Source organism: Pseudomonas sp. LAIL14HWK12:I1 (genome assembly GCF_003202095.1).
GTDB lineage: Bacteria > Pseudomonadota > Gammaproteobacteria > Pseudomonadales > Pseudomonadaceae > Aquipseudomonas > Aquipseudomonas monteilii.
On the sequence record NZ_QJKG01000004.1, the window covers coordinates 63,067 to 85,285 of the forward strand.

Below are 22,219 nucleotides of genomic sequence, written 5' to 3' on the forward strand. Positions count from 1 at the left end.
AAATGAGGGCCTGTCGAGGAACCCCCGTCATGAAACCCGCATTGTTGAAAAAAGCCCTGCGCCTGCTTGTCGAGCTGGCGATTCTTTGTGCCTTGTTTCTGCTGGGCGGCCAGCTTGCGACCTGGTTGGGTTGGCCGATCCCAGGTGGTGTGATGGGCCTGGCACTGTTGCTGATACTGTTCGCGTCCGGTGTGCTCAAGCCGGCCATGCTGCAACTCGGCGCCGGCTGGCTGATGGCCGAGATGCTGCTGTTCTTCATTCCGGCGTTGATGAGCCTGCTGGACTACGGCTCGTTGATCCGTGAGGAGGGCTGGCGCATCTTGCTGGTGATCGCCGTGAGCACGCTGATGGTGATGGTGGTGACCGCGCTCACCGTAGAACTGGTGTGCCGCTGGAGGTTGCGCCATGAGCCTTGAACCCATGCCGCTGTTCTGGCTGGCCCTGACCTTGCTGGCCTACCTGGGCAGCCGCTGGCTGTACCGGCGCAGCGGGCGCTACCTGCTGTCGCCGTTGATCCTGGTACCGGTGCTGTTGCTGGCGGTGGCGGTGCCGCTGCACACCGCGTATGCCGAATATGCGCGCAATACCCATTGGTTGATGAGCGTGCTTGGCCCGGTGACCGTCGCCTTCGCGGTGCCCATCTGGCAGCAGCGGGCGATGCTGGCGCGCCATTGGCCGGCGCTGATGGTGGGCATGGTCGCCGGCAGCAGTGCTTCGATCGCCAGTTCCTGGGGGCTGGCGCACCTGCTGGCGCTGGACAGCGCGACCAGCCTGTCGCTGGTGCCGCGTTCGATTACCACACCGTTTGCCATGCCGTTGGCCCATGACCTGGGGGGCGTACCAGAGCTGACAGCGGTGTTCGTGATGTTCACCGGTGTACTCGGCGCCATGTTCGGCGGCGCGCTACTGCGTTGGTTGCCGTTGCGCACGCCGCTGGCACGGGGTGCGTTGTTTGGTGTCGGTGCGCATGGCGCCGGGGTCAGCCGGGCACAGGAGGTGGGCCGCGAGGAAGGCTCGGTGGCCGGCCTGGTCATGGTGCTGACCGGCTTGCTGAACCTGTTCGCGGCACCGTTGCTGGCCCTGTTGCTCTGACCGTTCGTGCCACTGACTCGCACAGTCATCAAGCTGGCTGGCAACGCAAGTTCCAGCCAGTGGGCTGCTGGCTAGACTTTGCCTCGACATAGAGAGCACATGTATGTGCCGAGGTGACATGCAATGACCGCAGCCTTGCCCTATCCCGTCCCTATCACTTCACCGGGTTACTTCTGATGCCTATGGCCGAAATTCCATTGTGCGTCTGGCGTACCCGGGGACAAAGCTTCAACTTCCGGGGCCAGAGCATCCGCTACTGGACCGCAGGGCAAGGAGAGCCCCTGCTTCTGTTACACGGCTTCCCCACGGCCAGCTGGGACTGGCACTACTTGTGGGGGCCTTTGACCCAACGCTTTCGGGTGATCGCTTGCGACATGCTCGGTTTTGGCGACTCGGCCAAGCCGGTCGACCACGCGTACAGCCTGATGGAGCAAGCCGACCTGCAGCAGGCATTGCTCGGCCATCTGCAGGTCGACCAGCCGGTACACCTGTTGGCCCATGACTACGGCGGCAGCGTGGCCCAGGAACTGCTGGCGCGGCACCACGAACAGCGTGCCGAGATAGCCAGCTGCGTGTTCCTCAACAGTGGGCTGTTCCCCGAAAGCTGCCGCATGCTGCTGATCCAGAAACTGCTGCTTAGCCGGTTCGGCTGGCTGGTCGGGCGCTCGTTCGGGCGTGACGACCTGGTGCGCAACGTGACCCAGGTCTACGGCCCCTGCACCCACCCCAGCGAAAGTGCCCTGGATGATTTTTGGAGCCTGATCGCCGCCAACCGGGGCACGCGCATCCTGCACAAGCTGGTGAGCTATATCCCCGAGCGCAGGTTGCATCGCGAACGCTGGGTCGGGGCGATGCAGCGCAAAGGCGTACCCCTGCGCTTCATCAATGGCGTGGTTGACCCACTTTCCGGCGGGCACATGCTGGAGCGTTATCGGCAACTGGTGCCGGAGCCGGATACCGTGCAGTTGCAGGGCATCGGCCATTACCCGCACACCGAGGCGCCTGTGCAGGTCCTGCGCCACTACCTGGCTTTTCGTGAACAGCGGCTGAGCTATTACCCACAGAAAGTGGCGTGGTCCTGACCGGGCCTCATCGCCCTGCGTTATTGCCAGGCATTCAGCCTGCGTGAGCTTGATTGTCCGCCTGCCGTTGGCGGCGGACACTTGGCTGACCTGAACCTGCCTGGAGCCATGAGCATGAGCGAGCCTGTCCGTCTGCAAGATCGCGTGGTGATCGTCACCGGAGCCGGCGGTGGGCTGGGCCGCGCCCATGCGCTGCTGTTCGCCGCGCGGGGTGCCAGGGTCGTGGTCAACGACCTCGGCGGCTCTACCCACGGTGAAGGTGCCAGCGCTTCGGCCGCCGACCGGGTGGTGGAGGAGATCCGCGCCGCCGGTGGCACCGCCATCGCCAACCATGACTCGGTCAGCCAGGGCGCGCGTATCGTCGAGCAGGCCCTCGACAGCTTCGGCCGGGTCGATGTGCTGGTGAACAATGCCGGCATCCTGCGTGACAAGACGTTCCACAAGATGGACGACAGCGACTGGGAGCAGGTTTATCAGGTGCATGTGGAAGGGGCCTTCAAGGTCACCCGCGCCGCCTGGCCACACCTGCGCGAACAGAACTGGGGGCGGGTGATCTTCACCGCTTCTACCTCTGGCATCTACGGCAACTTCGGCCAGGCCAACTACGGTATGGCCAAGCTAGGCTTGTATGGGCTGACCCGCACTTTGGCAATCGAAGGGCGCAAGCACGGCATTCTGGTGAACGCCATCGCCCCTACCGGCGGCACCCGCATGACCGAAGGGCTGATCCCGCCTCAGGTCTTCGAGCGGCTCAAGCCGGAACTGGTCAGCCCGCTGGTGGTGTACCTGGGCAGTGAGCAGTGCCAGGGTACGGGCGAATTGTTCGAGGTGGGTGGCGGCTGGGTGGGCAAAGTGCGCTGGGAGCGCAGCCTGGGGGTAGGCTTTGATCCGCGCGAAGGCTTTACCCCGGAGCAGGTGGCGGAAAACTGGGCAAGGATTGGCGACTTTGACGGGGCCGTGCACCCGCAGGACAGCTTGCAGGCGCTGCAGCAGATGATGGCGAACCTGCAGAAGTACCCACTCTAGAGCGCTTGCTGGGCACTTTGTGGGAGCGCATCAGCCAGCGAGAGCGCAGGTTCTTTCGGGGCAAAAAAAAAGGCCGCTGCAAGCCACAGCGGCCAATCGAGACGTTAGATCAAGGAGCTTCAAAATCTACGTCGGTGAACCTCGCAGACCTGAAAGGCGGGGGGGAAGAGCCCTTCATGCCGGCCAGTGAGTTAAGAATAAGCGCTTGATCCTGTGGGAAAAATAGCGGCTTATGACATTCACCTTTACGTATCGGGCAATAGTGCTGCAGGCGCTCACGCGGCCGGTGAATAGCCCATGCGCCAGCTGGTCTCGCGCGCAGCCGCCAGCAGCCTTTGCGCCGCCGGCCCATGTTCGTCGGCATGAAAAATCGACGTTGGCCCGACCACGGTCATCACGGCCACAACCTGCCCCAAGGCATTGAACACCGGTGCCGACAACGCATCCACACCTGGCATCAGCAGGCCGTGCACATGGTGCAACCCACGGTCGCGAATGCCGGCCAAGACTGCCTGGTAGTCTTCTGCAGTGTGTTGCAGGGCGGCCAGCTCGCGGTCGCGCAAGTCCACGGTCTCGCGCTCGGGCAGATAGGCGGCGAACACCAGGCCGGTAGAGGATGTAAGCAGCGGTAGCACCGAGCCGATTTGTGTGACCACGGTGACCGCCCGCACTGCCGGTTCAATGCTGACCACGGTCGCGCCCTGGTTACCCCACACGGCAATGAAGCAGCTCTCGTTCAGTTCATCGCGCAATTGCGACAGCGGCAGGGCGGCAATCTTCAACACATCGATGCTGCCCAGCGCCGCCAACCCCACCCGCAATGCTTCGCGACCCAAACCGTAGTGGTTGGTGGCGCTGTCCTGCTCTGCAAAACCACTGGCAATCAACGCCTGCAGGTAACGGTGCACCTTGCTCGCCGGCATTTGCACATGTTCCGCCAGGCGTGACAGCGACGTGGAAGGGGAGAGCTCTGCAAGCGCCTTCAGGATGTCGGTGCCGACCTCCGCCGAGCGGACTTTCTGCTTGCCGTTGTCGGCGGGGGAGCTGGCTTTGGTCATGGGCATCTGCTTCCGGATTCTTCAAGTCGGGCCTTTATAGCTTGACGCCAAGCGCGGGGCAAATTACGTTATTCGTAATCTGATTACGATAAAAACAATGCAGACGCGCTGCCACCCCACACCGGGCCAGCAGCCAGCTGCCCGCAACGGCTCGGCCAGAGCCCGGAGGCATCGATGAATCGCGACACCTCACCCGACCTTCACTACCTCAGCGGCTTCGGCAACGAATTTGCCAGCGAAGCACTGCCAGGGGCTTTGCCGGTCGGGCAGAACTCGCCGCAGAAGGCGCCCTATGGGCTGTATGCCGAATTGCTCTCGGGCACGGCGTTCACCATGGCCCGCAGTGAGCTACGCCGTACCTGGCTTTATCGTATTCGCCCGTCTGCACTGCACCCACGTTTCGAGCGCCTGGCGCGCCAGCCGTTGAGCGGGCCGTTGGGTGGGATCAACCCCAACCGCCTGCGCTGGAGCCCGCAGCCGATCCCTGCCGAACCGACCGACTTCATCGAGGGCTGGCTGCCGATGGTGGCCAACGCGGCGGCGGAAAAACCGGCCGGTGTGAGTATCTACATCTACCGCGCCAACCGTTCCATGGAGCGTGTTTTCTTCAACGCCGACGGTGAACTGCTGCTGGTGCCGGAAATGGGCCGCCTGCGCATTGCCACCGAACTGGGCGTGATGGAAGTTGAACCGCTGGAGATCGCGGTGATTCCACGCGGCATGAAGTTCCGTGTCGAACTGCTCGATGGCCAGGCCCGCGGCTACATCGCCGAAAACCATGGGGCGCCGCTGCGCATCCCGGACCTGGGCCCGATCGGCAGCAATGGCCTGGCCAACCCGCGTGACTTTCTCACTCCGGTGGCGCACTACGAAGAGGCCGAAGGGCCAGTGCAACTGGTGCAGAAGTTCCTGGGCGAGCACTGGGCTTGCGAACTGCAACATTCGCCGCTGGATGTGGTGGCCTGGCACGGCAGCAACGTGCCTTACAAATACGACCTGCGCCGCTTCAACACCATCGGTACCGTCAGCTTCGACCACCCGGACCCGTCGATCTTCACCGTGCTGACTTCGCCGACCAGCGTACATGGCCTGGCCAACATGGACTTCGTGATCTTCCCGCCACGCTGGATGGTGGCCGAGAACACCTTCCGTCCGCCATGGTTCCACCGCAACCTGATGAACGAGTTCATGGGCCTGATCAACGGTGCCTACGATGCCAAGGCCGAAGGCTTCCTGCCGGGTGGCGCCTCGTTGCACGGGGTGATGAGCGCCCATGGCCCCGACGCCGAAACCTGCGAAAAGGCCATTGCCGCCGACCTGGCGCCGCACAAGATCGACAACACCATGGCTTTCATGTTCGAGACCAGCCAAGTGCTGCGCCCGAGCCAGCAAGCCCTTGAATGCCCGCAATTGCAGGCCGACTACGATAGTTGCTGGGCCACCTTGCCGAGCACCTTCAACCCGAACCGGAGATAACCCATGAACCACACTGCCAATGCCCGTAGCTGGGTCGAGCACGCCAACGGGCACAGCGACTTTCCGCTGCAGAACCTGCCGATGGGTATTTTCAGCCGGCCGGGTGAAGCCAAACGCTGTGGCGTGGCCATCGGTGACGCGATCCTCGACCTGGAAGCGGTGCTGGCCGCCGGCCTGTTCGACGGTGCTGCCAAGGCTGCCGTCGAAGCCACCCGCGGTGGCGCGCTGAACGCATTCTTCGCCTTGGGCCGCAGCGCCCGTGTGGCCCTGCGCGAGCGTTTGCAGGCCCTGCTTGGCGAGCACAGCGAACACCAGTCGGCATTGACGCCGGCGCTGATTCCGGCCAGCGACTGCCAACTGCATGTGCCCGCGCAGATCGGTGACTACACCGACTTCTACGTCGGCATCGAGCACGCCAAGAACGTGGGCAAGCTGTTCCGCCCCGATAATCCGCTGCTGCCCAACTACAAGTACGTGCCGATCGGTTATCACGGCCGCGCCTCCACCATCCGCCCATCGGGCACCGATGTGCGCCGGCCCAAGGGCCAGACCTTGCCGGCCGGGCACACCGAGCCGAGCTTCGGCCCTTGCGCACGCCTGGACTACGAACTGGAGCTGGGCATCTGGATTGGCCAGGGCAATGACATGGGCCAGGCGATCCCGGTAGGCGACGCCGCCGAGCATGTGGCCGGCTTGTGCCTGCTCAACGACTGGTCGGCGCGCGATATCCAGGCCTGGGAATACCAGCCACTGGGGCCGTTCCTGTCCAAGAGCTTCATCACCACCATTTCCCCCTGGGTGGTCACTGCCGAGGCGCTGGAGCCGTTCCGCTGCGCCCAGCCGGCGCGCCCGGAAGGCGACCCGCAGCCACTGTCGTACCTGCTGGACAAGCGCGACCAGGCCGCCGGTGCCTACGATATCGAGCTTGAAGTGCTGCTGCTGACCCAGCGCATGCGTGAGCAGGGCGTTGCTCCACACCGCCTGACCCTGAGCAACACCCGCAGCATGTACTGGACCGTGGCGCAGCTGGTGGCGCACCACAGCGTCAACGGCTGCCAGCTGCAACCAGGCGACCTGTTCGGTTCGGGCACCTTGTCGGGGGCCACGCCGGGGTCGTTCGGCAGCCTGCTGGAGATCACCGAGGGCGGCAAGCTGCCGGTGGAACTGGCCAGCGGCGAGGTGCGCAAGTTCCTCGAAGACGGTGACGAAATCATCCTGCGTGCCCGCTGCACGCGCGACGGCGTGGCCAGCATCGGCTTCGGCGAATGCCGTGGCACGGTCATCGCGGCCAACTGAGGAGGGGCGGGCATGGAGCTGTACACCTATTACCGTTCCACCTCGTCCTACCGGGTGCGCATTGCCCTGGCACTGAAGGGGCTGGCTTACCAGTCCCTGCCGGTCAACCTGCTGCAGGGTGAGCAGCGTGGGGCGGACTATGTCGCCATCAACCCGCAGGGCCGCGTACCGGCCTTGCGCACCGATGGCGGTGAATTGCTGGTGCAGTCACCGGCAATCATCGAGTACCTGGAAGAGCTTTATCCACAGCCCGCGTTGCTGCCGGCCACGGCCGAGGCGCGTGCCAAGGTGCGTGGTGTAGCGGCAATCATTGGCTGCGACATCCACCCGCTGCACAACGTGAGCGTGCTCAACCGGCTGCGCCAGGCCGGGCAGGACGAGGGGCAGGTCAATCAATGGATCGGCCACTGGATCAGCCAAGGGTTGGCGGCAGTGGAGCAACTGATTGGTGATCAAGGCTTCTGTTTCGGTGATCGACCGGGGCTGGCGGATGTGTACTTGATCCCGCAGCTGTATGCCGCCGAACGCTTCAACATCGACCTGAGCAGCTTCCCGCGTATCCTGCGGGTTGCCGCAATGGCCGCCGGGCATCCGGCGTTCACCCAGGCCCACCCCGCCCAGCAGCCGGACAGCCCGGCTCAGTGAAGCGAACGGTTCGCCGCCGGAAGCTTGCCGATGCGTTCGGACAGCTTCAGGCGCTGGGCCGGATCTTCAGTCAGTAGCAGCGCATGCTCCAGGTCGAAGCGCTCGGCCTGTGGGCAATCCAGGTGCTGGTACAACGAGGCGCGGGTCATGTAGTCACTGACCTGCACCGGCCCCAACTGCATGACCCGTTCGGCATCGATCAACGCCGCCAGGTGGTTGTCGTTGCTGATGTGCAGCTGGCGCAGGTTGCGTGACAGGCGTTGCAGCATCTGCAGCGGGGTGGCACTGCGCATGTGCTCGGCCGTCAGCGCAACATGCGGCCCGAACTGGCGGGCCAGCAGCTCACGGCAATCGTTGGGGTACAGGCGCCGGCCACCGCAGGGATCGAGCAGGTGGTCGGCACCCGGTACACGCAGCAGGAAATGGCCAGGAAAGCCCACACCTTCCAGCGGAATGGACAGGCGCCCGGCCAGTTCCAGGGCGAGTATGGCCAGGGTCAGCGGTTGGCCACGGCGGCGTTGCAGCACTTTGTCCATCATCGCCGCCTGCGGGCGCAGGGGGTGGTACTCATCCTGCTGGAAGCCCAGCGCATTGAGCTGGCGCAGCAGCGGCTGGGCCAGTTCGCACAGTGGCAGCATCGGCAGGTGGGTGCTGATATCGCGCTGCAGGTCTTGCAGCACGGCAAGGCTGGCTGCGGGCTCGACACTCCGGTCGTGCTCGGCGGCAATCCACAATGCGGCTTCCAGCAGGGCGACAGGCTCGCGTTCCAGGCAGGCCAGGCAGGCTTGACGTGGCTTCATGGGGCTTCTCCACACACGCTTGAGTATTAGCCGTGGCGCGGGGTTTCGTCCAGTGGTCCGGCGGCGGCACCAGCTTCAGGGCGGTGCCTATACTGGAGGGAGCACCTCATGGGGGGCCTGTCGATGTTCGCTCTGATGCAAAGCACCCGTACCCAGTCCTTGCACCTGTTCAACGACCCGCCTACGGGTCTGAAAGCGGTTGTGGCGATCCACAGTGAGCAACTGGGCCCGGCCATGGGCGGGTGCCGGTACCTGCCTTATGCCGATGACGAAAGCGCCATGACCGATGCCATTCGCCTGGCCCAGGGCATGAGCTACAAGGCGGCGTTGGCGGGCTTGCCGCTGGGCGGTGGCAAGGCGGTGATCATGCGCAACCCGCATGTGGAAAACCGCGCCGCACTGTTCGAGGCCTTTGGCCGCTTCATCGATACCTTGCACGGACGCTTCATCATCGCCGTGGACAGCGGCACCTCGACCCTGGACATGGACTGCATTGCTCAGAGCACACCCCATGTGACCAGTACCACCGCATCGGGTGATCCCTCGCCACATGCGGCGATGGGGGTGTTCGCGGGTATTCGCGCCACCACCTCGTTCCGGCTGGGCAGTGATGACCTCAGAGGCCTGCGAGTGGCGGTGCAGGGCTTGGGCAATGTCGGTTTTGCGTTGGCGGAGCAACTGCATGCAGTGGGCGCGGAGTTGCTGGTCAGCGACCTGGACCCAGGACGTGTGCGGCTGGCGATGGAGCAGTTCGATGCCAAGCCTGTAACCAACGATGCGTTGATCAGCACTCCTTGCGACATCTTCGCCCCTTGCGGCGTGGGGCCGGTGCTGAACGGGCAAAGCGTGATGCAGTTGCGTTGCGCGGCGGTGGCGGGGGCGGCGAACAACCAGCTGACCACCTTGCAGGTGGCCGACCAGCTGGAGTCGCGCGGGATATTGTATGCGCCTGACTACGTGATCAATGCCGGTGGGTTGATCTACGTGGCGCTGACCCATCGTGGCGAGGATTTGGGCACCATCACCGCGCACCTGGCGCGGATACCGTCACGGCTGACCGAAGTGTTCGGCCATGCCCAGGCGGAGAAGCGTTCGCCGGCGCGGGTGGCGCAGATGTTGGCAGAGCGGTTGCTCTACGGCTGAATGCTGATGCTGGCGTTACTGGCCTCTTCGCGGGCTTGCCCGCGAAGCAGGCGCTGCCGATCTCACTCGGCAGCACCTCCTTCCAGCAACTCGGCCAACGCATCCGGCTGGCTCTTGAACGCCCGGGCAAACACATCGCGGTTCTTGGCCATGTAGATACCGGCTTCCTCAACCTGCTGCTCAGTCAGCGACGGCACCGCCTTGTGCAGCACTTCGGCCAGGCGCTCGGCCAGTTCGAGCATCTTGTCGTGACGGTCTGCTTCGGCCTTATCCATGAACAAGCGCTCCGGGTCGCGGCTGCTGCGGTACACCACTTCGACGGCCATTCATCACCTCTATGCCTTTTTTGCTGTTTGTGTTGCAGTTTACTGTATGCGCATACAGTAATGGCATTGCCATCATCACGCAACCTGATTCTTCAGCCTGCCCACACGTGCCTTGCGGCAATCGGTCGCCTTCCAAGCCAAGGGCCTGGCCCTTTAACTGCATGGCACAAGCGTCACACCGGTGACGCATCATCCTTAAAGACGTATCGGGGAATGGAACATCGTGAACATCAAATGGGCAGACAAGCTACGCAAAGGCCTGCATGGTTCGGCCGACTCGCTGGGTAACCTGTGCGTCGAGGCCTTCCATTACCTGGCGCTGTTTGGCATTGGCGCGATTACCGCCTATGCGGCGGTGGTCACCTTCCTGGACATGCTCGGCAAGGGTGGGGTCAGTGTCGATGACATCCTGCTGCTGTTCATCTACCTGGAGTTGGGGGCGATGGTCGGCATTTACTTCAAGACCAACCACATGCCAATCCGCTTCCTGCTGTACGTGGCCATTACCGCGCTGACTCGCCTGCTGATCGGCGATGTCTCGCACCACAAGGCGCCGGACGAAGGGCTGCTGTACCTGTGCGGCGGCATCCTGTTGCTGGCGTTCTCGATTCTGGTGGTGCGCTACGCTTCGTATCGCTACCCCTCGACCAAGGTGCTGGATGCCAACGGCAAGGAAGTGGAGGAGGGCAAGTAACCCTCAGTTGGCAACGACGTGGCGCGGCGCGTGACGAGCGTCGCGGGTTAGCGCGGCCAGCACTTGCATGGGGTTTTGACTGAATTCGATGGCCAGGCCCAGGCGAATGCTGTCGATCACCCGTTGCAGGCGCGCCGGGTCGTTGCGCTGGGCCTGGGTGATGAGGCGCTTGGCGACAACGCCGGCGTCGTCGGACAGGGTCAGCATGATGCTGCCGTCGAGGTTTGTGATGCTCAGGTTGACCCGGTATTCGGGGGCGAATGCAGCACTGATTTTTTCGAACGGGTTGTCCATGGTCGTGCTTCTGCAGTGGATGAGTGCAGAGGTTGACTGGCAACGCGGCGGCTTGGTTCAGTGCCATTGATCGCTACAAACAAAAACGCCCGGCTTCAAGCCGGGCGTTTTGCTTTGACGATCAGGCGTCTGGGTCACTCAGCTCCAGGGCGCCGCGCTTGCTGCGCAACTTGCCGTAGAAGTGTTCCAGCGCGTGGGTGAGCTTGGTGGCGGCACCGTCGACTGCCTGGTCCAGCGAAGTGGCGGTGTGGGTCACGGAAATCGGTTGGTGGCCTTTTGGGCGAGCCTCCATCTGGCAGCGTTTGTCATGCGGTCCGGGCTTGGCGCCGTTTTCGTCGCGCAGGTGAACCTCGATGCGGGTGAGGTCTTCTTCGTAACGTTCCAGCGAGTTCTGCAGTGTGCTGCGGACCCACTGATCGAGCCGGGCGTTGCCTTCGAAATGATTGCTGCTGTTGACCTGGATTTGCATGATTCAATCCTTATTCAGCTTGCTCGCATGGAGGCGCGCCTAGGCCCTTGAGACCCTTGGAATTTCTGCGCCTCTTGACTCTAAGGTCAGGCAACTGCGGGATGAATTCAAGCCCTTTCTGAAAATAAATTTCTTGTTGCAAAAGGGGGCTACAAAGCGGCCCCCCATTTGCTACAGGTCAGAACTCCACCGACGTCTGCCCAGTGCACGGCCTGCTCGGCCACTTGCGGGGAAAACGAGGCGTTCACAGGGCGAAGTAGCAGCAGGCTTTGCTTATGAGAATTGAAATCATTAGTATTGCAGCCCCGAAAACGCCCGGACCTTCGCCATGACGCGCAAAACCGCCGGACTCCCGCTCAGTTACCGGCTGGGCGTTGCCTCACGTAGCCTTGCCGCGCTGCTGGGCGGCTACTTGCTGGCGTCGATGGCCAGCGTCTGTATTGCCTTGGTGGCGCCGTTGCCCAAGGTCGATGCCACGCTCACCGGCCTGCTGCTGTCGTTCGTCTTCTACCTGCTGGCGTTCATCTGGTGCTTCGCCTGCCGCAACGCCTGGCGTGCCTGGCTGGGTGTACTGGCGCCAAGCCTGTTGTTGGGCCTGATCAGCGGCGTCGCCTACTGGATGAAAAACCCATGAAAGAAGGCTTTCGCCAGGCGATGGCCTGGCTGCACACCTGGACCGGCCTGATCTTCGGCTGGCTGTTGTTCGCCATCTTCCTCACCGGCACACTGTCGTATTTCAAGGAAGAAATCACCCACTGGGCGCAGCCCGAAGTGCGCAGCCATGCTCTGGATCCGCTCAACAGCCTGGGTGTGGCCCAACGTTACCTGCAGGACAATGCCGGGCATTCTGGCACCTGGTTCATTCGCATGCCCAACGCGCGCGAGGCTGCCTTGAGCGTGGGCTACCGCGACCCCAATGGCGGGCCACGCGGGTTCGTGAGTAAAACCCTCGATACCCAGACCGGTCAGCCGGTTGAAGCGCGCGACAGCCGCGGTGGCGAGTTCTTCTACCGCTTCCACTTCCAGCTACAAATGCCTTACCCGTTCGGCCGATGGCTGTCGACCTTCTGCGCGTTCATCATGCTGTTGGGGCTGGTCACCGGCATCATCACGCACAAGAAGATCTTCAAGGAGTTCTTCACCTTCCGCCCCGGCAAGGGCCAGCGCTCCTGGCTGGACGGGCACAACGCGATCGGTGTGCTGGTGCTGCCATTTCACCTGATGATCAGCTACAGCAGCCTGGTGCTGTTCATGTACATGGTGATGCCGGCTGGCATCATGGCCAGCTATGGCAATGACACCGACAAGTACTTCAACGACCTGTTCGGCCGCGACGATGCGCCCAAGGCGGCCCATGTGGCTGCACCGCTGGTGCCGTTGCCCAGCCTGTATGCCCAGTTGCAGGCACTGCAACCCGGCGCGCGTATCGGCAACATCCAGGTGCAGAACCCGGGCGACAGCAATGCCCGTGTCACCTTCACGCAATCGTCTGCCGACCATGTGGCTTATCGGCGCAGCGCTAACTGGACCTTCGATGGCGCCAGTGGCGAGCTGCTGAGCCAGGGCAAGCCAGAGAGCGGGGCAATGATGACCGCCTTCAGTTTCGCCGGGCTGCACATGGGTAACTTCGCCGGCCCTTGGTTGCGCTGGCTGTACTTCTTCTTTGGTGTGGCCGGCACTGCGGTGATCGGCACCGGGCTGGTGATGTGGCTGGGCAAGCGTCAGCTCAAGCACGCCAAGAGCGAGCGCATACCGGGTGAGTTGCGCCTGGTCGAGGTACTCAATATCGCCAGCATGAGCGGCTTGCTGCTGGCGGTGGCAGGTTTCTTCTGGGCCAACCGCCTGGTCCCGATAGGCGTCGAAGGCCGGGGCGACTGGGAGGTCAATGCCTTCTTCATCGCCTGGGGCCTGTCGCTGGTGCATGCGGTACTACGCAGCGGGCGCAGGGCCTGGGGCGAGCAACTTGCGTTGGGTGCGCTGGCCTTTGCCTTGCTGCCGCTGCTCAACGGCCTGAGTACCCACCGCGGGCTGAACCATTCGCTGCAGGAGGGTGACTGGGCCATGGCCGGCTTCGACCTGACTGCCCTGGCCACCGGCCTGTTCCTGGCCTGGCTGGCGGGCAAGATGCTGCGCAGCCCCAAGCCGGTTGCCAAGCGCCCACGCGCAGTAAAAAAGCCGGGTACTGAAACGGCGGAGGCGAGCTGATGCTGGGTAACGCACTGATCGCATTCGCAGGTGTTGTGGCCCTGTGCCTGGCCATGGAAAAACACTTCAGCGACCTGCTCGGGCGCAAGCCGCGCCTTGGGCAATTGCGGCTGTTGCGCAGTGCTGGATGGCTGTTGCTGCTGTTATCGCTGCTCCTCAGCGTGCACTTGCGTGGCTGGGCCTACGGCCTGGTGGAGTGGACGGCGGTGATGATGGCCGGGGTAACCCTCTGGGTGTTCGGCCTGCCTTACCAGCCGCGCCTGCTGCTGGGCCTGGCCGCCGCCAGTGTGGTGCTCGGCCCGTTGCTGGCCGGGTTTGCCGTGTGAAGCCGTGAGCGAGCAGGCGGACATCATCGAGCCCGACGCCGACAGTGCCGGCGGGCGTGCACGTTTCGTCCAGGTGTTCCAGGCCCAGCGGGCACGCATGGAAGCCCTGGTCAGCCGACGGGTCGGCTGCCGCGCCACGGCATCGGACCTGGTTCAGGAGCTATTTCTGCGCTTCTGGCGGCGCCCCGAAGTGAAGGTCGAGGCGCTGGACACCTACTTGCTGCGATGCGCAGGTAATCTCGCCATCGACCACCTGCGCAGTGAAGGCAGCCGCGAACGCGTGGCCGAAGCCGCGTTGCCGGTGGACGAAGTGGCCACGGCCCAGGCGCCAGAGCAGGCCCTGGAAGTGGACCACGACCTGCAACGCATCGAAGCCGCCTTGCGCGCCTTGCCCGAGCGCACCCGGCAGATCTTTTTGCTCAACCGTATTCACGGCTGCAAGTACGGCGAAATCGCCAAGGCCATGCAACTGTCCCAGAGCACCGTGGAAAAGCATATGATGCGCGCCCTTGAAGCGTGCAAGGCCAGTGTTGCCGAGCCCGCGCCCACTCCACGCCGGCCAGGGAGCGCCCGTCGATGAGCAGCATGCCCCCCATTACCGAGGCGCAATCCCAGGCCGCCCTGCAGTGGCTCAGCCGCATCAACGAGCAGCCCGCGCAAGCCGAAGGGGCGGCGTTCAAGCGCTGGCTACTGGCCGACCCTGTTCACCGCGCCGCCTATGAACAGGCTCAGCTGTTGTGGCAGAAAAGCGCCGGCCCGGCGCAGCGGTTGGCCGACGAAGAACAGCAAGCCCTGCAACGTTACCTCGATGCCATGGCCAGGCCGCCGGCCCGTGGTCCGTGGAGGCGTGTGGCGGCGATGGCGATGGCGGCCTGCCTGGTGCTGGCCGTGGGTGTTGCCGGTGGCTGGCACCCGGGGTACTGGTTGCAGGACCTGCAGGCTGACTACAGCAGTGCCGGGCAGATTCGCCAGGTGACCTTGGCTGACCAGTCGCAGGTCACGCTGGATGCCGGTAGCGCCATTGCGGTCGATTTCGCCAAGGGGGAGCGCCGTGTGCGGTTGCTTCATGGCGCGGCGTTTTTCCAGGTGACGCATACCGGCGAGCCGTTCCTGGTTGAAGCTGCCGGTGGCGAGGTGCGGGTGCTCGGCACCCAGTTCGAAGTGCGTGAGCAGGGCGAGGGCGCCCAGGTGACGGTACGCAGTGGGCGTGTGGGGGTTAGCCCTGCGCAGGGCGGTTTGGCGCGCGAACTGACTGCCAACCAGCAGGTGAACTACAGCGCAGGCAGGATCGACGACACCCAGGTTGTGGACAGTGACAACCGCCTGGCCTGGCGCCAAGGCTGGCTGAACTACTACCAAGTGCCACTGGCGCAGGTGGTGGAAGACCTTGGGCGCTATTACCCGGGGCGCATTCTGTTGCTGGATGGTGAGCTGGGGCAGCGCAAGGTCAGCGGCAGCTTCCCGGTGGACGAGCCGCAGTTGGCGCTGGATTCGCTGGGCAAGGTGATGGGCTTTTCGCGGCAGACCGTGCTGGGGCGTTTGACCCTGCTTCGGTAGTCGCCTGTACTGGCCTCTTCGCGGGCACAGGCAAAATATTTTTAAAAAACGGGTGAGGTAACAGGACGTGGCATCCGTGTAATGAGTGGAAGTGCGATTCATTCGCAGTCATCACCCTCTCACAGGTCAGCGTCCATGAAGTTCTCTCCGCGTTGCGTCCCTCTCTGGTTCGGCCTTGCCATGCTCCCGGCCGTTGCTGTCGCTCCCCTGGCCAGTGCCGCCGAGCAACAGCAGACCTATGCTTTCGCCCAGCCGGCCCAGCCCCTGGCCCGGGCGCTCAACGCCTTCAGCCGCACCACCGGCCAGAGCGTGGTCTACACCTTAGAACTGCCGGGCGTGCAGGCGCCGGCACTGAACGGCCGATTCAGCGCCGAACAGGCCCTGCAACAGCTGCTGGGCAGCACCGGGTTGGCCTGGCGCCGCGTCGATGCCCGTACTCTGACCCTCGAAACCGCAGACACTTCCGGCGCCCTCAACCTGCAGGCCACCACCGTGACCTCGCAAATGGACGTGTACAGCTATCAACCGCCGGCCACCGCCTCGATCATGCGCGGGCAAGGCCCGAACCAGGACATTCCCCAGGCCATCAACGTGGTACCGGCCCAGGTCATCCGCGACCAGGCTCCGCGCAACCTCGACGATGCCCTTTACAACGTCAGTGGCATCACCCAGGGCAACAACTTTGGCGGCACCTCCGACACGGTGATGAAGCGCGGTTTTGGCGACAACCGCGACGGCTCGATCATGCGCGACGGCATGCCCATCGTGCAGGGCCGCAGCCTCAACGCCAGTACCGAGCGGGTCGAAGTGCTCAAGGGCCCGGCCTCGCTGCTGTACGGCATCCAGGACCCGGGTGGGGTGATCAACGTGGTCAGCAAGCGCCCGCAGTTGCAGCAGTACAACGCCCTGACCGTCCGTGGCTCCACCTACGGCAGCGGCAAGAACGGCAGTGGCGGCGGGTTCGACAGCACCGGCGCGTTGGGCGACAGCAACTTCGCCTACCGCCTGATCGTCGACCACGAGGATGAGGACTACTGGCGCAACTACGGCGTGCACCGCGAGTCATTGGTAGCGCCGTCGCTGGCCTGGCTGGGCGAAGACACCCAGGTGGTGCTGGCGTACGAGCACCGCGAGTTTCTCTCGCCCTTCGACCGCGGCACCGCGTTCGGCAGCAACGGCCACCCGCTGAACATCCCCACCACCCGGCGCCTGGACGAGCCGTTCAACGACATGGAAGGGCGGTCTGACCTGTACCGCCTGGAAGTCGACCACCAACTGGCCGATGACTGGAAGCTGCACTTTGGCTACAGCTTCAACCGCGAGACTTATGATGCCAGCCAGGTGCGGGTGACCGGGGTCAACGAAGCCAAAGGCACACTGACTCGCAGCATCGACGGCACCCACAACGCCATGAGCCGTGACCAGTTCGCCACCTTGAGCCTGGTGGGCAACGTGGAGTTGGCCGGTATGCAGCACGACCTGCTGTTCGGCGTTGACCATGAAGACCGCAAGATCTTTCGCGGTGATCTGATCCGCCAGACTGCGCAATCCACGTTCAGCTATGTGAACCCGGTCTACGGCCAAGAGGTGGAGGGCACCACAGTAAGAGCCAGTGACAGTGACCAGACCGACAAGCTGCGCACCGATGCACTTTTCGTGCAGGATGCGCTGCACCTGGACGACCACTGGATCCTGGTGGCCGGTGCACGATTCCAGCAATTCGACCAGTACGCAGGCCGTGGCCGTCCGTTCACGGCCAATACCGATAACAGCGGCCAAGCCTGGGTGCCGCATGCCGGCATCGTCTACAAGGTGGATGACCAGCTGTCGTTCTATGGCAGCTACAGCGAGTCGTTCAAGCCCAACTCCAGCATTGCGCCGCTGACGGGCGGCGTGGTGCTGGACTCGTCGGTTGCACCTGAGGAAGGCAAGTCGTGGGAGCTGGGCGCCAAGCTAGACATGCCCGGTCGCCTGACCGGTACCCTGGCGGTGTTCGACATCACCAAGCGCAATGTGCTGGTTTCCAACTTTGATGCCACCACGAAAGAGACGGTGTACAGCAACGCCGGCGAGGTCAGCTCGCGTGGCGTGGAGCTCGACCTGACGGGGCAACTGAGCGAGCACTGGAGCCTGATTGGCAGCTACGCCTACACGGACGCCAAGGTCACCAAGGACCCGGACCTGCAAGGCAACCGCCTGCAGAACGTGGCCAAGCACAGCGGTTCGTTGTCGGCCGTGTACGACTTCGGCAGCCTGTTCGGGGGCGACAAGCTGCGGATGGGCGCAGGTGCGCGTTATGTGGGTGAGCGGGCGGGCAACTCGACCAACACCTTCGACCTGCCGTCCTATACCGTGGCCGATGCGTTCGCCAGCTACGAGACCAAGCTGGATGAGCACAACGTGCGCTTGCAACTGAACGTGAAGAACCTGTTCGACAAGGTCTACTACAGCTCGGCGGTGAACCAGTACTTTGTGGCAATCGGGGATGCGCGGCAGGTGAGCCTGTCCAGCACCTTCGAGTTTTGAGCCAGCCTGTACCGGCCTCTTCGCGGCTAAAGCCGCTCCTACAGGGATCGCGCCCGCCTCAAGCGCAACGCTTTACCTGTGGGAGCGGCTTTAGCCGCGAATGGCCGAACGGTACTCGCCAGGTGTTGCGCCAAGGGCCTGTTTGAACCGGTTGCTGAAATGGCTGGCACTGGCAAACCCGCACATCAAGGCAATTTCCCCCAGCGGCATTTCCCCCAGCCGCAACAGCCCACAAGCCCGGTGCAGCCGCCGGGCCAGCAGGTACTGGTGTGGCGGTAGCCCGAAACTGGTGCGGAACATGCGCGCAAAGTGGTATTCGGACAGGTTGCAGCGCAAGGCCAGTTCACCCAGGGTAATCGGCTGGTCCAAGTGCGCCTCGATGTACTCGACCATTTGTCGGCGCAGGTTTGGCGCCAGCCCGCCCTTCAGGCGCAGGCCTTGGCGCAGCCCGACCTGGCTGAGCAGCGCATGGTCGACGATTTCGTGTGCCAGGCTGCTGGCTAAAAGGCGCTCGCCTGGCTCGTCCCAGTCCAGGGTGATCAACTGGCGAAAGCGCGTGGCCTGTTGCGGGTCGTCCAGAAAGGTCGCCTCCTGCAACTGCAATTCACGCGGCTCCCGGTCGAGCAGGCGCACGCAGCCCAAGGCAAACTGCGCCTCGCTCACATACAGGTGGGCCAGGCGGATTGCACCATTGACCACCCAGTTCGATTCCTGCCCGGCCGGCATCACGCACAGCTTGCCCGGCGCGCCCTTGTCGGCCGGGCGCTGGCGGCGGAAGGTGCCGGTGCCGTCGGCGATGTAGCACGACAGGGTGTGATGGGTCGGTGCCTGATAATCGCGGGCATCATCCCGGTTGCTCCACAACGCCGCCGCCAGCCCATCGCCCAGGTGCGCGCTCAGCTCCAGCCGGGCGTGGGGCGAGGCGTGCATGGCGTTGAACACTTGCAGCTGCGTGAGTGGGGTCATGGGCGAATCCTCTTGCCAGCTATCCTACTGCGGCTGTGGTCGAGTGACATCCACCGGGGCAAGAAAAGCGCAAGTTTGTGCAAGCAGGCAAACGCTGATCGGAAGAACACTGGCGATCCCTGTGGGAGCGGGCTTGCCCGCGAAGCGCCGGGCACCGATCTTGAAAGGCCCAAGGAACCACCGCCATGAACCTGTCACTGTACCTGCTCACCGTCCTGATCTGGGGTACCACCTGGATCGCCCTGAAGCTCCAGCTGGGTGTGGTCGCGATCCCGGTCTCGATCGTTTACCGCTTCGCCCTGGCCGGGCTGATCCTGTTCGCCTTCCTGCTGCTCACCCGCCGCCTGCAACCCATGAACCGCCGTGGCCACCAGATCTGCCTGGCTCAGGGCCTGTGCCTGTTTTGCGTCAATTTCATCTGTTTCCTCAGTGCCAGCCAGTGGGTCGCCAGTGGCTTGATCGCCGTGGTGTTTTCCACCGCTACCCTGTGGAATGCGCTCAATGCACGGATCTTCTTCGGCCAGAAGATCGCCAGCAATGTGTTTGGCGGCGGTGCCTTGGGCCTGCTCGGGTTGGGGCTGCTGTTCTGGCCCGAGCTGTCACACCACACCGCCAGCCGCGAGACCTTGTACGGCCTCGGCCTGGCCTTGCTCGGCACGCTGTGCTTCTCGGCGGGCAACATGCTGTCGAGCATGCAACAGAAGGCCGGGCTCAAACCCATGACTACCAACGCCTGGGGCATGGTCTACGGGGCGGCGATGCTGGCGGTGTTTTGTGTGGTCAGCGGCGTGCCGTTCAGCATGGAGTGGAATGTGCGCTACATCGGCTCGTTGCTGTACCTGGTGGTGCCAGGGTCGGTGATTGCCTTTACTGCCTACCTGACTCTGGTCGGGCGCATGGGGCCGGAGCGGGCGGCCTATTGCACGGTGCTGTTCCCGTTGGTGGCGTTGAATGTGTCGGCGGTGGCCGAGGGGTATCAGTGGACGGCGCCGGCCTTGTTGGGGCTGGTGGCGGTGATGGCGGGGAATGTGCTGGTGTTTCGCAAGCCCAAGGCCAAGGTGCCTGAGGGGATGGTGGTGGCCAAATAGGTAATGTGCTGCCTGCACCGACCTCTTTGCGGGCTCGCCCGCGAAGAGGTCGGTGCAGGCAAAATATGACTATCAGCCTTTCCACACCTGTGGATTCACCAGATCCCGCGGCCGCTCACCCAGCAGTGCCGCGCGCAGGTTGTCCATCGCCCGGTTGGCCATGGCCTCACGGGTTTCGGCAGTGGCTGAACCAATGTGCGGCAGGGTCAGGGCGTTATGCAGCTTGAACAATGGCGAATCGCTCAGCGGCTCCTTCTCGTACACATCCAGCCCGGCGCCACGAATGGTGCCGTTCTGCAGCGCTTCGATCAGCGCCGCTTCGTCCACCACCGGCCCGCGCGCGATGTTGATCAGGAAGGCGCTCGGCTTCATCATCTTCAGCTCTCGCGCACCGATCAACTTGCGGGTGGTCTCGGACAACGGCACCACGATCACCACGAAGTCCGCTTCTGCCAGCAACTGCTCCAGGCTGCGGAACTGCGCCCCCAGCTCTTGCTCCAGCGCGGTTTTACGGCTGTTGCCCGAATAAATGACCGACATGTTGAAGCCAAAGCGACCACGGCGGGCAACGGCGGCGCCGATGTTGCCCATGCCGACGATACCCAGCGTCTTGCCATGTACATCGCTGCCGAAGTGCGCTGGGCCCACGGTGGCTTGCCAGTTGCCGGCCTTGGTCCAGGCATCCAGCTCGGCGGTGCGGCGGGCGCAGCCCATGATCAGCGAGAAGCCCAGGTCGGCGGTGCTTTCGGTCAGCACATCCGGGGTATTGGTCAGGGCGATACCGCGTTCGTTGAAGTAGTCCAGGTCGTAGTTGTCGTAGCCGACCGACACGCTGGACACCACCTCCAGCTTGCCTGCGCCTTCAAGCTGGGCACGGCCTAGCTTGCGGCCAACGCCGATCAAGCCGTGGGCCTCGGGCAGGGCTTCGTTGAACTGGGCATTGATGTCGCCGAGCTTGGGGTTCGGCAAAATGACGTTGAAGTCTTGCTGCAGGCGCTCGGCCATGGCCGGGGTGATACGGCTGAAGGCCAGGACGGTCTTTTTCATCGGGCAACTTCTCTGCAAGGCGGTGGTGGATATTGGTTAGCAACCTACCATTGTCCACCCCCGCCATGCAGCAGCTTTTTAGTTGGCGATCAGCACCTGATGGGTTTTCAGGTCCGCCTCATGGGCGGCGAGAATCTCCGGCAGGGAATTGCGCAAGTACTCGACCCAGGTCTTGATCTTGGCATCCAGGTACTGCCGCGACGGGTAGATGGCGTACAGGTTCAGCTCCTGCAGGCGGTACTCGGGCAGCACCCGTACCAGGCTGCCATCACGCAGACCGTCGATGGCCGAGTAGATGGGCAGCACGCCCACGCCCATGCCGCTGCGGATCGCGGTCTTCATGGCATCGGCGGTGTTCACCATGAACGGCGAGCTGGTGATGTTGACCATCTCCTGGCCTTCCGGCCCGTCGAACAGCCACTTTTCCAGCGGGATCACGGGGCTGACCATGCGCAGGCAGGCGTGCTTGAGCAGGTCTGCCGGCTTTTGCGCACTGCCGTGGCGGGCGATGTAGCCGGGCGAAGCGCAGACAATGCTGTAGGTGATGCCCAGGCGTTGGGATACGAACCCCGAGTCGGGCAGTTCGGTGGCCAGCACGATGGACACGTCATAGCCTTCGTCCAGCAGGTCGGGTACGCGGTTGGCCATGGTCAGGTCGAAGGTCACGTCCGGGTGCGATTCGCGGTAGCGGGCGATGGCATCGACCACGAAGTGCTGGCCCACCCCGGTCATCGAGTGCACCTTCAGCTGCCCTGCGGGGCGCGCATGGGCGTCGCTGGCCTCGGCCTCGGCTTCTTCCACATAGGTAAGAATCTGTTCGCAACGCATCAGGTAGCGCTTGCCGGCCTCGGTCAACGCAATGCGGCGGGTGGTACGGTTGAGCAGCCTTGTTTGCAGATGGGCTTCCAGGTTGGAGACCGCCCGCGACACGTTCGCGGTGGTCGTATCCAGTTGCGCGGCGGCAGCGGTAAAGCTGCCAAGCTGGGCTACGCAACTGAAAGCACGCATGTTTTGCAGGGTGTCCATGGGTCACTCTCGATGTAGAGGACAAAATTGTGTCACGAAGTAACGATAAAAAGCTGAAAATTTGCCTTCGACCAAAG

General features: G+C 63.5%; 24 protein-coding genes. 16 read left to right on the forward strand and 8 right to left on the reverse strand.

From position 1 onward, the window contains the following. Positions 1 to 29 precede the first annotated feature (29 nt). The 4 genes from D906_RS12205 to D906_RS12220 all read left to right on the forward strand — a co-directional run bounded on the left by D906_RS12205 (position 30) and on the right by D906_RS12220 (position 3,200). Positions 30 to 416 carry a CidA/LrgA family protein gene (locus tag D906_RS12205; RefSeq protein ID WP_016713476.1) on the forward strand — a complete coding sequence of 129 codons (387 nt, stop codon included), beginning with the start codon at positions 30 to 32 and terminating at the stop codon, positions 414 to 416. Continuing rightward, a complete protein-coding gene (locus D906_RS12210) occupies positions 406 to 1,092 on the forward strand; it encodes an LrgB family protein (protein WP_019098830.1) in 687 nt (228 codons plus the stop codon). Before D906_RS12205 ends, D906_RS12210 begins: the two co-directional genes overlap by 11 nt. 176 nt (positions 1,093 to 1,268) lie before the next feature. Then, positions 1,269 to 2,174 carry an alpha/beta fold hydrolase gene (locus tag D906_RS12215; RefSeq protein ID WP_019098831.1) on the forward strand — a complete coding sequence of 302 codons (906 nt, stop codon included), beginning with the start codon at positions 1,269 to 1,271 and terminating at the stop codon, positions 2,172 to 2,174. A 114-nt stretch (positions 2,175 to 2,288) separates the two neighbouring features. Further along, complete coding sequence (locus D906_RS12220; protein WP_016713479.1) at positions 2,289 to 3,200, forward strand: SDR family oxidoreductase; 912 nt, start codon at positions 2,289 to 2,291, stop codon at positions 3,198 to 3,200. A gap of 275 nt (positions 3,201 to 3,475) precedes the next feature. On the opposite strand, the gene D906_RS12225 is transcribed toward D906_RS12220, so the two are convergent. Then, entirely contained in the window at positions 3,476 to 4,258 is a 783-nt protein-coding gene (locus tag D906_RS12225) for an IclR family transcriptional regulator (protein ID WP_016713480.1), read from the reverse strand. Between the two features lie 174 nt (positions 4,259 to 4,432). Here D906_RS12225 and hmgA point away from each other — a divergent pair, with 174 nt between their 5' ends. From hmgA to maiA, 3 genes are read left to right on the forward strand one after another with little or no spacing between them, the layout of a single operon-like run. Continuing rightward, complete coding sequence (gene hmgA / locus D906_RS12230; RefSeq protein ID WP_019098832.1) at positions 4,433 to 5,734, forward strand: homogentisate 1,2-dioxygenase; 1,302 nt, start codon at positions 4,433 to 4,435, stop codon at positions 5,732 to 5,734. 3 nt (positions 5,735 to 5,737) lie between these two features. Continuing rightward, positions 5,738 to 7,030, forward strand: coding sequence for a fumarylacetoacetase (gene fahA, locus D906_RS12235; protein ID WP_019098833.1), 1,293 nt, complete (start codon positions 5,738 to 5,740; stop codon positions 7,028 to 7,030). Between the two features lie 12 nt (positions 7,031 to 7,042). Beyond that, positions 7,043 to 7,675, forward strand: coding sequence for a maleylacetoacetate isomerase (gene maiA / locus D906_RS12240; protein ID WP_019098834.1), 633 nt, complete (start codon positions 7,043 to 7,045; stop codon positions 7,673 to 7,675). Here the strand turns inward: maiA and D906_RS12245 are convergent. After that, positions 7,669 to 8,475: a SirB1 family protein gene (locus D906_RS12245; RefSeq protein WP_019098835.1), complete on the reverse strand. Its 807-nt coding sequence runs from the start codon at positions 8,473 to 8,475 to the stop codon at positions 7,669 to 7,671. The two genes, maiA and D906_RS12245, sit on opposite strands and share 7 nt — an antisense overlap. Positions 8,476 to 8,598: 123 nt before the next feature. Between D906_RS12245 and D906_RS12250 the strand changes: the two genes are divergently transcribed. Further along, positions 8,599 to 9,618, forward strand: a complete 1,020-nt coding sequence (locus tag D906_RS12250; protein ID WP_025753991.1) for a Glu/Leu/Phe/Val dehydrogenase dimerization domain-containing protein — start codon at positions 8,599 to 8,601, stop codon at positions 9,616 to 9,618. Positions 9,619 to 9,680: 62 nt separating this feature from the next. On the opposite strand, the gene D906_RS12255 is transcribed toward D906_RS12250, so the two are convergent. Then, the gene (locus D906_RS12255) at positions 9,681 to 9,944 is read right to left on the reverse strand and encodes a YebG family protein (protein ID WP_016489064.1); all 264 of its coding nucleotides are present in this window, start codon (positions 9,942 to 9,944) and stop codon (positions 9,681 to 9,683) included. 223 nt (positions 9,945 to 10,167) lie between these two features. On the opposite strand from D906_RS12255, the gene D906_RS12260 reads away from it, so the two are divergent. Continuing rightward, complete coding sequence (locus D906_RS12260) at positions 10,168 to 10,638, forward strand: phosphate-starvation-inducible protein PsiE (RefSeq protein WP_016713487.1); 471 nt, start codon at positions 10,168 to 10,170, stop codon at positions 10,636 to 10,638. Positions 10,639 to 10,641: 3 nt separating this feature from the next. Here D906_RS12260 and D906_RS12265 read toward each other — a convergent pair whose 3' ends face one another. Then, positions 10,642 to 10,932: a DUF3509 domain-containing protein gene (locus tag D906_RS12265; RefSeq protein ID WP_025753990.1), complete on the reverse strand. Its 291-nt coding sequence runs from the start codon at positions 10,930 to 10,932 to the stop codon at positions 10,642 to 10,644. Between the two features lie 121 nt (positions 10,933 to 11,053). Then, the gene (locus tag D906_RS12270) at positions 11,054 to 11,401 is read right to left on the reverse strand and encodes an HPF/RaiA family ribosome-associated protein (RefSeq protein WP_016713489.1); all 348 of its coding nucleotides are present in this window, start codon (positions 11,399 to 11,401) and stop codon (positions 11,054 to 11,056) included. A 328-nt stretch (positions 11,402 to 11,729) separates the two neighbouring features. On the opposite strand from D906_RS12270, the gene D906_RS12275 reads away from it, so the two are divergent. From D906_RS12275 to D906_RS12300, 6 genes are all read left to right on the forward strand, one after another. Next, the gene (locus tag D906_RS12275) at positions 11,730 to 12,035 is read left to right on the forward strand and encodes a DUF3649 domain-containing protein (protein ID WP_019098838.1); all 306 of its coding nucleotides are present in this window, start codon (positions 11,730 to 11,732) and stop codon (positions 12,033 to 12,035) included. Next, a complete protein-coding gene (locus tag D906_RS12280) occupies positions 12,032 to 13,606 on the forward strand; it encodes a PepSY domain-containing protein (protein ID WP_025753989.1) in 1,575 nt (524 codons plus the stop codon). The genes D906_RS12275 and D906_RS12280 overlap by 4 nt, the downstream gene beginning before the upstream one ends. Continuing rightward, a complete protein-coding gene (locus D906_RS12285) occupies positions 13,606 to 13,932 on the forward strand; it encodes a DUF3325 domain-containing protein (protein WP_027615368.1) in 327 nt (108 codons plus the stop codon). The genes D906_RS12280 and D906_RS12285 overlap by 1 nt, the downstream gene beginning before the upstream one ends. Before the next feature lie 4 nt (positions 13,933 to 13,936). Then, positions 13,937 to 14,512 (forward strand): RNA polymerase sigma factor, encoded by a 576-nt coding sequence (locus D906_RS12290; RefSeq protein ID WP_027609112.1) that lies wholly within the window; start codon positions 13,937 to 13,939, stop codon positions 14,510 to 14,512. Then, positions 14,509 to 15,489: a FecR family protein gene (locus D906_RS12295; protein WP_027615369.1), complete on the forward strand. Its 981-nt coding sequence runs from the start codon at positions 14,509 to 14,511 to the stop codon at positions 15,487 to 15,489. The genes D906_RS12290 and D906_RS12295 overlap by 4 nt, the downstream gene beginning before the upstream one ends. 135 nt (positions 15,490 to 15,624) lie before the next feature. After that, positions 15,625 to 18,015 (forward strand): TonB-dependent siderophore receptor, encoded by a 2,391-nt coding sequence (locus D906_RS12300; RefSeq protein WP_027615370.1) that lies wholly within the window; start codon positions 15,625 to 15,627, stop codon positions 18,013 to 18,015. A 90-nt stretch (positions 18,016 to 18,105) separates the two neighbouring features. Here the strand turns inward: D906_RS12300 and D906_RS12305 are convergent, their stop codons facing one another. Then, positions 18,106 to 18,981: an AraC family transcriptional regulator gene (locus D906_RS12305; RefSeq protein ID WP_027615371.1), complete on the reverse strand. Its 876-nt coding sequence runs from the start codon at positions 18,979 to 18,981 to the stop codon at positions 18,106 to 18,108. 185 nt (positions 18,982 to 19,166) lie between these two features. Between D906_RS12305 and D906_RS12310 the strand changes: the two genes are divergently transcribed. Continuing rightward, positions 19,167 to 20,069: a DMT family transporter gene (locus D906_RS12310; RefSeq protein WP_027609115.1), complete on the forward strand. Its 903-nt coding sequence runs from the start codon at positions 19,167 to 19,169 to the stop codon at positions 20,067 to 20,069. Between the two features lie 72 nt (positions 20,070 to 20,141). On the opposite strand, the gene D906_RS12315 is transcribed toward D906_RS12310, so the two are convergent. Together D906_RS12315 and D906_RS12320 are read right to left on the reverse strand one after the other, a co-directional pair. Continuing rightward, complete coding sequence (locus tag D906_RS12315; protein ID WP_027615372.1) at positions 20,142 to 21,116, reverse strand: D-glycerate dehydrogenase; 975 nt, start codon at positions 21,114 to 21,116, stop codon at positions 20,142 to 20,144. 78 nt (positions 21,117 to 21,194) lie between these two features. Next, entirely contained in the window at positions 21,195 to 22,142 is a 948-nt protein-coding gene (locus D906_RS12320) for a LysR family transcriptional regulator (protein ID WP_016713499.1), read from the reverse strand. Positions 22,143 to 22,219: the final 77 nt, after the last annotated feature.